The organism is Spiroplasma apis B31, from assembly GCF_000500935.1.
Lineage (GTDB): Bacteria > Bacillota_I > Bacilli_A > Mycoplasmatales > Mycoplasmataceae > Spiroplasma_A > Spiroplasma_A apis.
Genome location: NC_022998.1, coordinates 638,961 through 656,420, shown reverse-complemented (window position 1 = coordinate 656,420; position 17,460 = coordinate 638,961). Strand labels below are relative to the sequence as shown.

General features: G+C 26.8%; 13 protein-coding genes. 3 read left to right on the top strand and 10 right to left on the bottom strand.

The features are described from left to right. Nucleotides 1-20 precede the first annotated feature (20 nt). From scm1 to udk, 6 genes are all read right to left on the bottom strand, one after another. Nucleotides 21-1,250 carry a motility-associated protein Scm1 gene (scm1, locus tag SAPIS_RS02785; protein ID WP_023789420.1) on the bottom strand — a complete coding sequence of 410 codons (1,230 nt, stop codon included), beginning with the start codon at nt 1,248-1,250 and terminating at the stop codon, nt 21-23. A 41-nt stretch (nt 1,251-1,291) separates the two neighbouring features. Further along, on the bottom strand, nt 1,292-3,490 hold the full coding sequence (recD2, locus tag SAPIS_RS02780) for an SF1B family DNA helicase RecD2 (protein ID WP_023789418.1): 2,199 nt from the start codon (nt 3,488-3,490) through the stop codon (nt 1,292-1,294). Nucleotides 3,491-3,563: 73 nt separating this feature from the next. Then, nucleotides 3,564-6,188 (bottom strand): DNA topoisomerase IV subunit A, encoded by a 2,625-nt coding sequence (gene parC, locus SAPIS_RS02775; RefSeq protein ID WP_023789416.1) that lies wholly within the window; start codon nt 6,186-6,188, stop codon nt 3,564-3,566. A gap of 11 nt (nt 6,189-6,199) precedes the next feature. Beyond that, nucleotides 6,200-7,171 (bottom strand): hypothetical protein, encoded by a 972-nt coding sequence (locus SAPIS_RS02770; RefSeq protein WP_023789414.1) that lies wholly within the window; start codon nt 7,169-7,171, stop codon nt 6,200-6,202. 28 nt (nt 7,172-7,199) lie between these two features. Next, nucleotides 7,200-9,140: a DNA topoisomerase IV subunit B gene (gene parE, locus SAPIS_RS02765; protein ID WP_023789412.1), complete on the bottom strand. Its 1,941-nt coding sequence runs from the start codon at nt 9,138-9,140 to the stop codon at nt 7,200-7,202. A gap of 263 nt (nt 9,141-9,403) precedes the next feature. Further along, nucleotides 9,404-10,045, bottom strand: coding sequence for a uridine kinase (gene udk, locus SAPIS_RS02760; RefSeq protein WP_023789410.1), 642 nt, complete (start codon nt 10,043-10,045; stop codon nt 9,404-9,406). Nucleotides 10,046-10,237: 192 nt separating this feature from the next. Here udk and SAPIS_RS02755 point away from each other — a divergent pair, with 192 nt between their 5' ends. From SAPIS_RS02755 to SAPIS_RS02745, 3 genes are all read left to right on the top strand, one after another. Next, complete coding sequence (locus tag SAPIS_RS02755; RefSeq protein WP_023789408.1) at nt 10,238-10,840, top strand: FMN-dependent NADH-azoreductase; 603 nt, start codon at nt 10,238-10,240, stop codon at nt 10,838-10,840. A gap of 76 nt (nt 10,841-10,916) precedes the next feature. Beyond that, on the top strand, nt 10,917-11,879 hold the full coding sequence (locus tag SAPIS_RS02750; RefSeq protein WP_023789406.1) for a GMP reductase: 963 nt from the start codon (nt 10,917-10,919) through the stop codon (nt 11,877-11,879). An 82-nt stretch (nt 11,880-11,961) separates the two neighbouring features. Beyond that, nucleotides 11,962-12,141, top strand: a complete 180-nt coding sequence (locus SAPIS_RS02745) for a hypothetical protein (protein WP_023789404.1) — start codon at nt 11,962-11,964, stop codon at nt 12,139-12,141. 51 nt (nt 12,142-12,192) lie between these two features. Here SAPIS_RS02745 and SAPIS_RS02740 read toward each other — a convergent pair whose 3' ends face one another. From SAPIS_RS02740 to SAPIS_RS02725, 4 genes are all read right to left on the bottom strand, one after another. Further along, nucleotides 12,193-13,518, bottom strand: a complete 1,326-nt coding sequence (locus SAPIS_RS02740) for a hypothetical protein (RefSeq protein WP_023789402.1) — start codon at nt 13,516-13,518, stop codon at nt 12,193-12,195. Between the two features lie 24 nt (nt 13,519-13,542). Next, on the bottom strand, nt 13,543-14,814 hold the full coding sequence (locus SAPIS_RS02735) for a hypothetical protein (RefSeq protein ID WP_023789400.1): 1,272 nt from the start codon (nt 14,812-14,814) through the stop codon (nt 13,543-13,545). Nucleotides 14,815-15,459: 645 nt separating this feature from the next. Further along, nucleotides 15,460-16,362, bottom strand: coding sequence for a hypothetical protein (locus tag SAPIS_RS02730; RefSeq protein ID WP_023789398.1), 903 nt, complete (start codon nt 16,360-16,362; stop codon nt 15,460-15,462). Then, nucleotides 16,340-17,197, bottom strand: a complete 858-nt coding sequence (locus SAPIS_RS02725) for a hypothetical protein (protein WP_023789396.1) — start codon at nt 17,195-17,197, stop codon at nt 16,340-16,342. Before SAPIS_RS02725 ends, SAPIS_RS02730 begins: the two co-directional genes overlap by 23 nt. Nucleotides 17,198-17,460: the final 263 nt, after the last annotated feature.

Below are 17,460 nucleotides of genomic sequence, written 5' to 3'. Positions count from 1 at the left end.
ATTAAATAAAAAAAATCTTTTTAAGATTTTCATTTAATGAACCCAAAAACAGATGCGGTTGAGAATGATATTAATACTAATGGTCAAGATGTCATTAACCATGTCGGCGCTGCAATCTCTTCTCTAAATAAAGTTCAAATAGTTAATTGTATAATTGTTGTTACAGTTCATAATATTATCAATTGGTTAAACATCAATTTATTATAATTAAAACGTTTTATATTTATTGCCATAATCCACCCTACTAAAATAGGAGTTAATGCGAAAGGCATAATTACAATACTTAAAACTGCAATAGTTATTTGTGTTGGACTTTTATATGGGTGTACTAACCCTGGTAAAATCATTGTTAATATGTAAGTTATAATCAAAAATCAAAATCAAGCATTTTTTAATATCATACTTTTAAATTCTCTTTTAGAATCTATTCTAACATTTCCAAGTCATCCTGTGAATTTTGACATACCATTATTTCTTGTTGAAATAAATGTTGCTGCTCACATAGTTGAAAATATTATCAAAGAAGATAGAGATATTGGTAATAAGATTACGATAAATACAAGAGATGCTTGTAAAAGATTTAAAGAAACATTACCATTATAAGTATTATTAATTTCGTTAATACCATTACCTAGCAAACTACTTAGTCCATTTTGGAAATGATATCTTATTATTGTTAAGTAAGTAAAACTATTCTTTAAGTTAGATGAAAAATAATTTTTATCTAGACTGTTTCAAATCTTATTAACATTTTCTAATTGGTTTAATTGTCCTTCCAACAAAGAAATGGTTATCAAACCAACAATAGCTATAAATATAAAGATTCCAAAAGATACATACATACCATATTTACCAACAGTTTTGATTGCATCATATTTGTATTGTCTTTTTATTTTTTCTATTATTGTTAGAAATACTGAAATTGATAGTAAAAATCCTAAAATAATACCTAGCATTGGTAGTAAAAAAGACCACATAACAGCAATAAATACTAGTAATGATGAATGAACTTTGATCATTGTTGGAAGCCCTTCCAATCCAAAAACAAAATACGCTAAATCTATTGGGTTTTTAAGATTGTTTTTTACACGTGTGAAATATTCTTTGCCTTCGTCACCTAAAAACTTCATTATATTATCGATTTCATTAGAAATGTTCACTTTATTATTTAAAACTAAAGAAATGATAAGAAATGTTAGAAAAGTAATGGCAAATGAAGATGTTATTATTATTAATGTTTTATGCTTCATAATTTGACCTCTTTAAATATTATATAATGTTTGATTTGTAATTAATTTATAATTTTCTCTTTTAAAGTTGATTTTCGGTGATTCATTTCTCTTGAACAAGCTCTCAAAAATAACTCTTTATTTGATAGGATAAATAAATTTTTCTTGGCTCTAGTTATGGCAGTGTAAATCATTTTTTTATTTGTAAAGAAGTTAGTAGACTTGTTTGTGTCATCTAATACTAAAATTACTGTATTATATTCACTCCCTTGAGTCTTATGAATACTACAAGCATAATTTAAATTGATTTTAGAAAAACCCTCAGGTTTAAAGAATTTTGATCTAGCATTGAAATTTATGTAACCATATTCTAGTTTTTTATTATCGAAAGTTAATTTTTCTATAAAACCTATATCTCCATTTGATAGCTCTAATTTAGGGTCGTTTTCAATATACATTACTTTATCATTTTTTCTATATTCATATGCACCACGTTTATAAACATTCTCGTGTAGACGAGCTGGATTTACGAGTTCTTGAATTTCTTCATTCAAATTAATGATCCCCAAGTTATTTTTGTACATTGGTGCCACAATTTGAATGTCTGTTAACTCATCTTCCAATATAAGTGGTCTATATTCTGAATAAATTTTTTTAATTTCACTTAAAAGAGCATCATTATTTTCATTAAAAATAAAATGTAGATTATCAGAATCAACAAAATCAAAGTTTCTTATAGTTGATTCTTTGATTGAGTTTGCCAATTTTATTATTTTATTTTCTTTACCTTCATGATTTGTTTGACGATTATTTTTTGTCAAAGTGATAATTTTGAACTTATTACTTTCAATTAAATCTTGAAAAAGGTTACCGTAATTTACACTTGGAAGTTGGTCAACATCACCAACAAGTACTAGTTTTTTTTCTATCAATACACCTTTTAATAGACAAGCGAACAAATGATTATCAATCATTGAACATTCATCAAGAATTACAAGGTCCTTGAATGTAGGATTTTTTTCATCTAAATCAAATTTATCGTTACCAGAGTACTTCAATAGTTTATGGATTGTAGTAGCTGAATAGCCTGATGCTTCTTTAATTCTACCAGCAGCTCTTCCTGTTGGAGCAGCTATCGCATAACTTTCTAGATTAAACATGATTTCATACATTTTAACTAAACCCATAATCACAGTTGTTTTACCAGTACCTGGCCCACCTGTAATTATAATTAGGTTGGAAGTATAGAAACTTTCTAATGCTTCAACTTGTTCCTCATTATATTTAAATCCTTCAATATTTAATGTATTTGAGATATGTTCTTCAACTTCGGTCAATATTTCATCAAAACTTTTATTACATTTATCAGATGGATATACTTCGTTTGTTTCATTAAGAATTTTTGCTATGTATTCTTCATCTTCAAAGCTTTCTTTTGTATACACCTTTTTATTTTGAAAGTATAATATTTTTTCTTGTTTTGCATACAATAATTTAGAGTCAATATTATCAATATGAGGAAAATGCTTAATAAGTTCTTTTCTAAGTGTTATTAAATCAGTATAAGTATCTCCTGTTTTAAAAAGTATATTGGTTGTCAACATATTAGCTCATCAAGATATTCTTTTTTCACTATCGTAAGGTTCACCGAATGCCAAAGCTACTTTGTCTACCTCTTCAAATGGACTCAATCCGCTGTTATTTGCATATTTGTAAAAATCATTTTTTAAGACTCATGACATCTCTTCTTTGTTCTCAAAATCCATTTGCAATCTGTTATAGAATTCAATTTTCAAATTATTGTTTAAAAAAGTATCTAAAATTGGGTTCTCATTGAAATTTTTTTTAACTACATCTTGAATTATTTGTGATTTTTCTTTAGTCATCCCTTTTACTAACATAAGATCATTTGGGTTATCAAGAATTTTTTTGAATACATCGTCTTTAAAGAAATCAAAAATATTTTTGGCAAGAGTTTTACCAATAGTTGGGAATAAAGATGAACTTAAATAATGTATGATTAAATCACTTGTAAGTTCTTTAACCTGTTTAACTGTTTCAACAACAAAACTTGTCTTATTCAATTTGTTGTTTATAAGAAGTTCTCCTTCGATTTCGTATATTATACCTAGTTTCATAATTGTAATAGGACCTGTGATAACAATAGATTTCTTTTCATTATCTATCAAGTTAAAAATGGCAACACCAAAATTATCGCTATTATATATAAATTTTTTTACTTTGCCTTTAAGTGTTTGCATATATTAATATTCTCCCATAGTTATTTTAAATTAGTTACATTTATTTATAGAAAAAAAATACTCCCTGAGTATTTTAAATTAAATCATCAAAATCTATTTTTAAGTCTTGAGTTGAATCTTCTTTATTATCATCAGTTACTTTATTGTCAATAATATTTGATTTTTCTTCCTTAGAGTTTGTTTGTTCTGATTTTTGTTTTGCTTGTTTATTTTCTAAAGGTTTTTTTATAATATTTTCCTTAGGTTTTTCTTCGTCTGCTGATTTTGGAGGTAACGGTATATCATTGTTTTTAATGATAAATGATTTTTCCAAGGTTGTTGTTAAAATTTCATTCATGTCTAAGTCTTCTGGAACATCTTCTAGATCAGCGTATTTGAAAGTATTTACATTTAATTGGGTAAGGTTATCTTCCTCATCTAAAATGTTTAAAATATCTTTTGAATTTACGTTATATAGAAATGTTGCAAACTCATCACGTTTTTTGTTTCAAGGATATAACCTAACACCTCTTTTTGGTCTTGTCATTATAGGAACTAAATCTTGTTTAATTTTTTTAACATTTCCTTTATTTGTTAGGATTAAGATATCTCCTGAGTCAAATGCCTTCCCTGCAATTATGTCTTCATCCCTTACAACCGTTGATTTAACCCCTTTTGCATTAGGACCAGCACTTGGAATTTCAGAAATATCATATCTAACAGAAAAACCAGTTCTAGTTAACATAGTCACATATTTAGTTTTAGAAGTAACAAGTGATGCAGAAACTAATTCATCATCTTCTGCTAATTTCATTATTCTAAATGATTTTGAGAACATCTTTGTTTCTAAATCTTCAACAGGTGTTCGTTTGATCATCCCTTTTTTAGTGGCTAATAATATTTCTTGTTTTGCATTTTTATAATCTCTAACCACAAAAGCTGCTAAGATTTTTTCAGATTGACCACTTAATGTTGCTAACTTATTAAGGTGCATACCAATTTCTTTTCACTTACTTGGAGTTATTTTATAAACAGGTATAGAATAGTAAGTCCCAGCACTTGATACTAATAAAATGAAATCTAAACTAGATGCTGGAAACTGTGATATTCAAATATCATTAGGTTTTCTTTTAAAGTCATCTGGAGAGAATTTTCCAAGTTGTGATTCCTCAATCGATTTTAGATATCCATCTTGTGAAACTCAAACTGTATAGTTCTTTTGAACGATTGTTTTTTTAATTTCAACATCGATATTTTCGATTTCATCTACAACTTCACTTCTTCTCTCGACACCATAATTTTTCTTAGTGTCTTGCAATTGTTTGATAATTTCTGAATTTAAAACTTTGTTATCATTTAAAATTGCTTCGTATTGTGAAACTAATCCTATTAACTCTTCTTTTTCCTCATTAAGTTTTGTGATATCTGTTGAAGTTAAACGATATAATCTCAAATCAACGATTGCAATTGCTTGAACTTCACTGAATTGATATTTATTTACTAAATTTTGTATAGCATCAGTTCTGTTGGTTGATTCACGAATTATTTTAATCACTTCATCAAGAATTGAGATAGCTTTTATCAAGCCTTCTATTATTTCAAGTCTTTTCTTTGCTTTATTTAAATCAAATTGTGTTTTTCTTGTAAATACTTCTTGGTAATGTTTAATGTAAGCATTAAGAATTCCAATAATTCCAAGTTGTTTAGGTTGTTTATCAACTATAACAACATTATTGTAATTATAAGAAACCTGTAATGGTGTATTTTTCAATAAAAATTTTCGTGTTAATTCATAATCTGCTTTAGGAGATAATTCAATAACTATTCTTAAACCAGTTCTATCTGTTTCGTCTCTAACTTCTTTTACTTCTATTTGAGGGTTAGCGTCTACAACGTCACCTATTTTTCTAACTAAATCTTGTTTTACAATTTCATAGGGAATTTCATCAATCACAATTGCATTTTCCTCTTGATGCATTTTTGATTGTAAAATTATTCTCCCTTTTCCGGTTTCAAAAGCATTTAAAATACCTTCTTTACCCATAACAATTGCTCCTGTTGGAAAATCAGGACCTTTAATAATTTTTGCAATATCAGTGATTTTAGCTTTTTTGTTTTTAATTAAGAATATAGTGGCATCAATAATTTCATTGATATTATGTGGAGGCATATTTGTAGCATAACCAGCAGCAATTCCAGTAGCACCGTTAACCAAGATATTTGGAAAGTATCCTGGTAAAACTGTTGGTTCTTTTTCAGAATCATCAAAGTTTGGTGCAAACAAAACTGTATCTTTTTGAAGGTCATTTAATAATAAACTAGCTGTTTTTGACAATCTTGATTCAGTATAACGCATTGCAGCAGCACCATCACCATCAATTGAACCATTATTACCGTGCATATCAACTAATGGTATATTTAATTTTCAATGTTGACTCATACGAACTAATGCATCATATACTGATGTATCACTGTGTGGATGATATTTACCAATAACATCACCAACAATACGAGCAGATTTTTTATAAGGCTTGTCATGCGTTAAATTTATTTCATTCATCGCATATAAGACACGTCTTTGAACTGGTTTTAGTCCATCTCTGACATCTGGTAATGCCCTTTCTTGAATAATGTATTTAGCATATCGTCCAAAACGATCACCCATCAAGTCTTCCAATGAATAATTCAATATTCCTTTTTCATTTTTATTGTCAGCCATAATTGTCTCCTTTAGTTAATTTCAAAATTTATCTCTGATATATCATTGTTTAAAAAATCCATTATATTTAAATTTTGCATAGTATTTCTACCCTCAGTTGTTAAAATTCATAATTTTGTTGTCTTATCTTGGACATACATTCTTGGGTCATTTTTTGATATTAAATCTCTTGCTATCTCGATCATTTGTAATGAAATATCTTCAACAAGACCGATGTAGTTATACATGTTTTCTACTTCTGATGCGATTGTCTTGTTAACTTTTAAGTTATTTTCATTAATTTTATTGTACTCTTCAATTTCTAGTCCGAAGTCAGTTGTTACAAAAGATTCAAAATAAATAGTATCGTTATCTTCTTTATAAAAACAAATACACCTAGGAATTCCTTCTATCTTACGTAATCTGGTTTCAATATCGATGATTTTATTGATTTTTTCTTTGCTTTTCTCACAAACTACATCAAGACTATCACCAATAATCTCAGATACTCTATCTTTTTCGATCAAAATGGATCTTAGGTTTATGAAAATCCCAAAAATATCAATTCTTGTTGAAGCTATTTCTTTAGCGATTTCCTTCGATTTTAAAAGAACGGGTCCAGAAGTTGGATTTAAATAATATGAATCGGTGAACTCATCATATACCAAGATTCCTACTTGTGGTTTTGCTAATTCACGGGCCTTTTTCATAGATATTTTTGATTTTTCAATGAAACGGTTCATAGTTTTAATTAATCAATTAAACTCTTTATCGTTTTCAATATTAATCATTATAGATTGTTCACTTGAAGCGGAGGTTACTAAAAGTTGGTCTTCATCATCTGTATTTCTCATTTCAAAATAAAGTTTACCCTGATCAAATTGATGAGAAACACTAAAACTGTTGAAAATACCAAACCGTTTAATGTCTTTATTAATTTTGTTGTATTCCAAGAATTTCTCTAAAATTGCTTGCACCTTTTTTTCGTAACTTAGTTGCTCCAAGATGTATACCTCCGGAATAATATACTTATTATACTTCTACATATTCATTATTATCTTCTAGTGTAAATTTAACATTCTCTTCAATTCACTCTTTTCTTTTTTCTGCATTATCTCCCATCAATGTTCTAAAAGCATTTTCTGCAGCTAATGCATCATCAATTGTTACTAAAATTAATTTTCTTGATTCGGGGTCCATTGTAGTTTCTCAAAGTTGTATGGCATTCATTTCACCAAGACCTTTATATCTTTGAATTTCTACTTTTGTTTTTACCTTTTTCATATAATCAACTAATTCATCTTCTGTTCATAAATAAATGAATTTACTTTTGTTACTTGCTTGTGTGATTTTAAATAAAGGAGGCATTGCTATATAAATGTGTTTTTCTAAAATAAGTTCTTTCATATATCTATAAAAGAATGTTAACAATAATGTTTGAATGTGTGCTCCATCTGTATCGGCGTCCGTCATTAAAATTATTTTTCCATAATTAATATCTTCAACATCGAAATCACTTCCAATACCAGCCCCGATTGCGTTAATAATTGTAGTTATCTCTTCATTTTTTAATAAATCTACTAACTTTGTTTTTTCTGCATTTATTACTTTTCCTTTAAGTGGTAAAATCGCTTGAAATTTTCTATCTCTACCTGATTTTGCACTACCACCAGCTGAATCACCCTCAACTAAGAATAGTTCATTAATTGCTTTGTTTTTCCCTTGAGCTGGTGTTAGTTTACCAAGCATTGTTTTTCCTTTTGTTTTTGTTTTTTGATCTCTTATAGCTTGCCTTGCTTTTCTCGCTTCTTCTCTTGCTTTTCTTGCTAAAAGAGCTTTTTCAATAATTGCAATTGCAATTGTTTTATTTTCTTGTAATCAGAAATTAAAACTTTGTTCTGTTATTTTTTCACAAGCTTGTTTAGCTTCGCTAGTTCCTAATTTTCCTTTTGTTTGACCTTCATATTGAATTAAACTTTCAGGAATTTTAACTGTTACAACTGCAATTAACCCTTCTTTAATATCCGATGAATCTAATTTTTTGTCTTTTTCTTTAATTAAACTATGACTTTTTGCATATTCGTTAAGTGATTTTATTAACCCAGACCTAAAACCTGTAATATGTGTACCACCATCACTTGTTTTAACGTTGTTAGCAAATCCAAGAACTGTTTCTGAGAAATCATCTGAATATGTAAGAGCTATTTCAACATCAATGTCAAGTTCGCTTCCTTTTATTATGATTGGATTACACAAGGTTTTTTGTTGACCTTTTAATTCATTTACAAACTCAATTAATCCGTTTTCGTACTTGTATTCAACATACTTAGTGCTTCTTTCGTCTTTAAGAGTAAGTTTTAGTCCTGAATTAAGTAAAGCTGATTCTTTCAATCTTTCTGATATAGTTGAAAAAGAGAATTTTGTTGTAGAGAATATTGTTTCATCTGGTGTAAAATTAACCATTGTACCAGTAGTTTTAGATGTTCCTACTTGTTTTAGAGGTTGAGATAGTTTACCACCCTTAGAAAATTTAATTTTTGATATTACGCCATCTCTATAAATTGTTACTTTAAACTTACTTGATAAAGCGTTTACGACTGATGAACCAACACCATGTAAACCACCAGAAGTTTTGTAACCATCGCCCCCAAATTTACCACCAGCATGAAGCACGGAGAAAATTATTTCAGGAGTTGATTTATTGGTTCCTTTATACATTCCAATTGGAACACCACGACCATTATCTTTAACTGTGATAGAACCATCTTTTTCAAGAGTTACATTTATTTCTGTACATACACCTGCTAATGCCTCATCAATTGAGTTATCAACTATTTCTCATACTAAATGATGTAATCCTTTTACATCTGTTGAACCGATGTACATTCCAGGTCTTTTTCTGACCGCATCTAAACCTTCTAAAACTTGAATGCTATCTTCTGTATATAATAAATCTTTTTTTGTCTCTGCCATTTTTTAAAACTCCGTTAATTTAGTTAATAAATTAAATATAACACAAAAAATTTATAAATGCTAAAAATTAAAAAAATGCGATTAAATCTTACTTTTTCTTAAAAAAACCGCTAAATTTAATAAAAAAACATTGATTTTCAAGTGATTTAAGAATACTTTTTAGGTTTTTTGATCGGAAAAATGAAAATACAACAAGTTTTTTAGACAACTCAAATTAAAAAAAACATCTTAATAGATGCTTTTAATATGACTTTTTATTTCAATTACTTTAAATTTCTTTTATTTTTTCTACATATACTTCTTATTTTCGTTGCAATCATATCAATAGCGATATAATTTCCTTCGTAATAAGGAATTATTATATCTGCAAAATCAATAGATGTCTCCACAAAGTGCTTATACATTGGACGAACTGTTGTTAAATATTGGTTAACAATATCATCAAGTTCCCTACCGCGTTCTTTAACATCTCTAATCATTCTTCTAATAAACCTGATATCGTCATCAGTTCTAATGAATATTTTTATATCTGCTCTCTTTCTTAGCTCTTCGATATGTAAAGCTAAAATACCATCTAAAATAATCACATCACTTGAGTTGATTTTTCTGGTTTTTCCTGATTGAGAATGTGTTGTAAAATCATAAATTGGAACATCTACACTTTTACCTTCTTTTAATTCATCCAAATGTTTGCATAATAATTCTATATCAATTGAATTTGGATGATCAAAATTGAGATTACTACGTTCTTTTTTGGATAAATTACTATAATCCTTGTAATAACTATCCATACAAATTCTAACTACAGATTCTTTATCTAATATTTCATCGGCTATTTTTCTAGAAACAGTAGATTTTCCGCTAGCACTACCACCAGCAATTAAAATTATTGTGACTTTTCTCATAAGTTTCTCCACAATATAGTTTAGCAAAAAAAAATATTAAAATGTTAAACTAATGTTGCAAAGGTTATGAAAATCACCAAGTCACATGACTTTTGGGATTTAATGCCTTATTGTATGGTCATTTTCTATTTGTAAATAAAATAAATTTTTCTATAAATAAGTTATAAAATAGTTACAAAGGAAGAGGTAAATATGTCAAAAAAAGTATTAGTAATTTCTGGTACAGTAAGTCCAGCTGATAAATCATATTCAATTGCTTTATCTGAAAAATTTATCGAAGAGTATTCTAAAATAAACAAAGAAGATGAAATTATTTATTTAGATTTGAATAAAGAAGTGATGGCTCAAAAAACTTTAACAAGAGATAATTTCAAAGAATTTTTTAATGAAGAAGATTCAATAAAATATATCAATCAATTAAAGTCAGTTGATAAAGTAATCATTTCTAGTCCAATGAATAATTTTGCCGTTACTGCTATGATCAAAAACTATTTAGATCATATTTTAATGGCTGATCAAACTTTTTCGTATAAGTATGTTAAAAAAGGTGATGCTAAAGGATTGTTGGAACACTTAAAAGTTCAAATCTTAACAACGCAAGGAGCTCCCTATGGTTGGTATCCATTTGGAGATCACACTGCTTATCTTAAAGGTACATGGGAATTTGTTGGGGCAAAAGTTAATGAACCAATATTATTCGCTGGTACTAAAGTTGAACCAATATCAAAACAAACACCAAAAGAAGCAATTGAAAGCATTTCTTCTAAGATAAAAGAAATTGCTGCTAAATTTTAACGAGTTTACTCGTTTTTTTATCTTTGGTTTATAAAATAATTAATGTATAATTTTTTAGGAATGGAGATATTAATTTATGTACGCTTTTGATTATGAAGATATCCAGTTAATACCTAATTTATGTGTAGTTAACTCAAGAAGTGAATGTGACACATCGGTAAAACTAGGAAATCACACTTTTAAAATGCCTGTAGTACCCGCTAACATGGCATCAGTTATCAATGAGGAGTTATGTGTTTTATTAGCAAAAAATAACTTTTTTTATGTAATGCACAGATTTAATATAGATACTTTTGAATTTACTAAAAAAATGAAAAGTATGGGTTTGATAGCATCAATCTCTGTTGGTGTTAAAAAAGAAGATTATGAAATTATAAAAAGACTAGCAAAAGAAAACTTAATACCTGAATATATAACTATCGACATTGCTCATGGTCATTCTATCAATGTAAAAAAAATGATCGAGCATATTAGAGAATATATGCAAGATAAAACATTTATAATTGCAGGTAACGTGGGTACCCCACACGCTGTTAGAGACTTAGAATATTGAGGAGCTGACGCCACTAAAGTCGGAGTTGGACCTGGAAAAGTTTGTATAACAAAACTTAAAACCGGTTTTGGAACTGGTGGTTGACAACTTGGAGCAATTAAATGATGTAGTAAGGCTGCCAATAAGCCTATAATTGCTGATGGTGGTTTAAGAGTAAACGGAGACATTGCTAAATCAATACGTTTCGGAGCTACTATGTGTATGATCGGTAGCCTATTCGCAGCTCACGAGGAATCTCCTGGTAAAAATGTTGAAATTGATGGCGTTTTATTTAAAGAATACTATGGTAGTGCCAGTGAGTATAATAAAGGTGAAAAACGTTATGTTGAAGGAAAAAAAGAACTTATTCAAGTAAGAGGTAAGTTATTGGAAACTTACAAAGAAATGAACGAGGACTTGCAATCATCAATTTCTTATTCTGGTGGAAAAGTTGTTAGTGATATTAAAAAAGTAGACTATGTAATTTTAAAAACAAGTAACTTTTAATAAACTATAGTACTATAAGTAATTATGAATGTAATTAATACCCTTTTACTATAAAATAAGATTGTAAAAGGAGATGTTATTTATGGAAAAATGTTTATTAAATGGTTGTGGAAAAGCAATCAATCAATTGAGCCCAAAAAGAGTATATAAATATGATGAGAATATTGAAGATGAAGTTGCTGTTCCAGTTTGTGATGAGTGCTATGATAATGATAAAAAAGAAGAAAATGATATCGATTGACTACACTCAGTAGAAGAATAATTAATTTACTAAATAGGTAATTATGTAAAAAAATCGCTAATTAGCGATTTTTTACTTTTTCCTATTAAAAAAGTTGTTTCCTTTACTAAATCCTGCAAAGAACTTCATTTTGATATACTCTTGACCGATACTAGGATTTTCATAACGGAATTTATTTAAAGCAGAATATAATTGCTTATCTTCATTTTTTAATTTATCTCATCAATCTTTGTTAAATAAAATATTGTCGCATAATATTAAAGAACAATTTGAAATAAAGGCAGTCTCATTTTTCAATTTACCTTTGATCTCTTCCATATATTGCTCAAAAAAACTAGAAAGTCTATCATCTTTTGAATCATAAACAATTGTTACATACGAATAATTATCCTGATTCTTTAAATTTATTGTTGCTGCCCTATTTTTTATATAAATATTATTTACTGAATTTACAAGTAGATAATCTTTTGGACAAACTTGTGGCTGCAATATATCTGATATTTCAAATATTTCAGTTTGTGGAAGATTGAAAGTAAGCACCTTAAAAGTTGGTTTATTGTTAAATATATTTTCTATAAAACCTGTATATAAATTAATCAATGATTTAACATGGTTAGAAAGTTTTTTTAATTTATAAATTTCTAAAGCTTTGTAACCATCTTCTTTAATGTTGTTAAAATTTTCAACAAACTCTTCTTTAGCTACTTCTAATTGAACTCTACTAATAAATAATCTGTAAAGGACTATTTTAAAATGCACTTTATAAATATCAACATTTTTAGAATTCTTATCTAACTCAATTTTTTTTATCTCGTTATCATGTTGTCTACACAGACCAAAAAATTTGAAATTACTGTCTGTTACTTCTGAAAAAAAGTTCTCACCCATTTTATAATTATTGTCGAACGGATTTACTTTATTTGTTGTTACCATAGGATTTTTATCAAAATTCAAATTGTATAATTTATTTTCTGTTGCTTTATTACTACAATCTTTAAAATTACACTTCTCTTTTTTAGCTAAATCATTGAAGTGTTGCGTAAATAAGTTACTTGAATAATTCAAATATGTTTCGTAGTCATTTTTTGATAATAGACTCTTAACAAAAGGAACGTACTTGCTACTTACAGATGACTTCATAGATTTTTTACAGCAATCTTTGAAAGCTAAGGTACTCAAGCAATAGCAAAGTTCTTCGTTTTTAAATCTGAAGAAATCGATATCATTTGATTGCAAGAAATTAATATTATCATTATCTAAAAAATAATTTTCAAAAATAGAGTCTACAAATTTTTGTGCTTCCTCATTTGATATTTTATTATTTTTAATTGAGTCATAAATTGCGGTTCTGTCGACTAGAGTATTAAAATTTTTGTCTTCTTTTTCAAATTTTTTCACTATATATTAACCGCCTTTATTTTTTTAACGCTTTTTAGAAAGTCTTTTTAATTGTCTTTTTAAATCTTTTTTCTTATTTTGAATGTTTCTTTTTATGTCTAATTTTTTCTTTTTTTCCCTTATTTTATTTTCTTGTTTTATTTTCTTTCTTTGTTTTTTTCTATTCTCTTTTTCTTTTTTTATTCTAATTTTTTCTTGTTTTATAGCATTTTGATTCTTTTTAACTTCTTTAGGTTCATCAACAACTATTTCTTGATAAACAAACTTTTTGTTTTTCTTATCGAAAATATTAAATGGTTCTTTATCTTGATCAAGTAAGTCATCGTCATTTATTACTAGTTTTTTAAATAGTAAAGCTTCTTTGTCTGAATCATCGTGCAATTTGAAGTTAAATAAATTCATAAACTCCTTAGTATAAATTGCATTCTCACAATATGAGTCAAAAACTAGTTGTTTTATTTCTAAAGCATCATTAGATGATTTTATTGTATATATTCATTGAATATCTCTAAAATAGCACTCATATAACATTTCGCAAAAATCTTCTCTTATTTTTGGTTCATTTCTCATAAGAGGAATTGAATCAATGAACTCTTCAAAAGCTTTATTCTGAAAAAAGAATTCTGCTTGATCTCCGTAGTTTAAAACATCACCATCATCCATATTAAAAACGATTTGTCCTAACTTTTTAATAAATTGTTCATCATTTCTAAATGTTGATTTTAAGACTTCTAGATATTGCTTATGTAGTAAAATATCTGTTTTTTCAATCGGCATTTTTGAATACTCAAAATATTTTTCTCTCAATAAACCAACTGCGTTCATACCTGTAACTGTTAATAAATCCTTTTTACTTGAGTTGTATTTAGTAAATTTGTCGTAATGATTCCCTATTCCGATAGTTTTATCATCTGCAAATTCTGCTGGTTTTAGTGAAACTATAGGGAATATATAGGGATATGTACATTTGATTGAATAAAATCAAAGTTTTGATTTGATAAGTTTCAAATAACTTGATTTCATAATCACATTTAACTTCATAAGTTCTTCGTCTGTAAACTCAATAAGAGCATCTAATTGAAGATCCATGTCTGGTATTTTTTTCAGAAATTTTGGATAATACTTTTCGAAGCTAAGTGTACTTTCTAATCACTTACCGTTAAACATTTCATTAATTAATTTTAAATCTTCTACATTATAAAATTCACCATCTATAAGTTTTTGATCATCATCAAAAACAAAAGTTTGTTTTCCCGGCATAATAAAATTATTAACAATTATTTTTCTTACGTACATAAAAAGACCCCTTTTACTATATTTGTATTATTATATCAAAAATGAGTCTTTATTTGAAGGGATATTTCCTAAGGTCAATCTAAACAGGAATGTATTAGTATTATTGGATATAAATTAGAATATATATATAGTTAAGTAAAAGGTGTTCTCTGTATGCAAATTGTTGAATGATGTACACAAATATACGATCATGGTTATTTACTATAAATATTATGGGTAAATACAGGACAATATCTTATGAAAGTGAAAGCCTTTTAGTACTTGAGTTAATATATATTTCAAGATTTAAATAACATCAAATATGAAGCACTTTTATGATTATTCTTATTTAGCCTATAAATTAATTTTCTAAATCCTTAGAGATTTATTAAATTTGCTCCCATAGTAAACTTTACTTTTAATAAAACTGTATATTTATACAATTTTGAATCTATTTGGTAAATAAATTTAATTTTATTCAATAAATATTATTTAATAAAATTAAATGCCGTACTAAATACAATTCTCTTATATATAGATTATATTAGAATTTTTTTATTCTAACTAAATACATAGAGAATTATAATCATAAAAAAACATATTCTATACTTGACAGAATATGTTTGTGACAAATTATTAATACATACTTTAAATAAAATTAATCTGCTATTGCTTTTTTTTATTTTTTTTATACTTTTTAACAATAACTAATGTAATTATAGTTATAAAAATTATTACGCCAGGGACTATTGTAAAAACCAATAACAATGTTGTTATTGTTCAAGAAGATAACCCATTACTTTGTGAGTTTGTGTTTGGTGGTTTAGGTTTAATTGGTGGATCTGGTTTAATTGGTGGATCTGGTGGTATAGGTTCAGGTTGAGGATAACCTTCTGGAGCAATTGTATCTAAACCTAAAATAGTTTTTTTAAAAAGATTTCTATTATTAAAAGAAGTTTCTAATTTCTTTTTAAAATTTTGTTTTTGTATAACTTCATATTGTTTAGTTTGACCAAGGAAATAGTCCAATGAGTGCCCCATTTCATGACTTATTGAATTAATGACAACTGGTGTGGAAATAATATTATTATAATACTGTGCGTTATATTTTTCACTTTTATATTTAGTGAAAGAATCTTTTGAATACAATTGATATGTTCCAATACTAGAATCATTAGATGTGTATATGAATGTATAGGCGGTTGAAGCAGCTCCTTCAAAAAGCGGTCAAGATGACGTATATATATTTGTATATATAAAATATGCAAAATAATTTTCATTTTCATACTTTGTTATATATCAAGCTAAATTATATACTTTAAGAAGTAAGCTTTTAAATTGTTCCACTTTTTTAAGATACCAATTATTAACATATCCTAACGCATAAACGCTTTTCTCAAAATCTATATTAGAGTATTTATATTTTTCTATATATGTTAAATTTTTATAAAAGATTGAAAGATCTTCAAATGTTTTAAATTTTGAATTATCAAGAATATTGTGAAAATTTTTGATTGATTCTGGAGATGCTTTTGTATAAATATCATTATTTAGTTTTCCTGAGTTCATCTATATTAAAACTTTCTTGATTAAAACTTTTTAAAATTTGTTTGATGTTTACACTATTATATTTTTTAAAAGAGTATGCAAAAGAGTATTGATGCAAATTATTATTTAATGTATATGTTCAAGCGTTTAAAGAATAATCAAGAATGTTTGGTACAAATCCATATCAATAAGCATTGGAATTAAAATTTCTCATTCCAAAATTAGCATCTTCATAATAAAGATCTTCATAAGTTAGATCGGTTTGCGGTTTTTCTAAAGTTGTACGAAATATTAAACTTCTGCTCTCCTCTTTTTTAAAATCTTTATCGATTATATTCTTTATGTAATTAAAATCTTTTAAAGCTCCAGGAGTGTTTGCTTTTAGTAGTTTATAAATATTTAAGAAAAAATAATTTAAAACCTCTCATGATTTATTTTTTATATTATCGTTGAATGTTTGTCATTTTGAATTAGACTCTGCAAAAAATTCAGTATAATCTGTTGTTGAATATAGTGATAACAATAAAGCACTTGAAACTATGCTTGAGTAAAATATGTTTTGTCTACTAGTTAATGTTTTTTTATCTTCAAAAGATTTTGTGTTTAAAAAACTATCTTTTAATTCTGTTATATATTTATTTTGCAATATATCTGAATGTACAAAAATAAAATATTGAATAGCAAGTCCGCCTCATCCAAATGAATCGACCTTTTCTTCTTTCCTTTTATTATATAAACGATTATCGTATGAATTATATTGCTTTTCATTTGTGATATTTGATCCTAATATAAAAAATTGCAATGTGGTTAAGGTAGTCATTATAAATACTAATAAAATTTGTAAAGTTTTTCTCATTTGATTCATTCCTCATTCATTCCTATTTAAATTTTATACAAATTATATTAAATACTTATATGTGCATCACTTAATAACTTTTATTACCATATTATAAAAGAATAATATTTTTTTTACGGTTTCAAATTTACAAAAATTGATAAATAGGACTCAATTAAAATAATAAATTTTATAATTATATTAATAACTATCTTACAAAATTATTTATTTTTTTGATTATTATATCTATTTGATATATTTTAGAATCATTGAAACTTATTAAG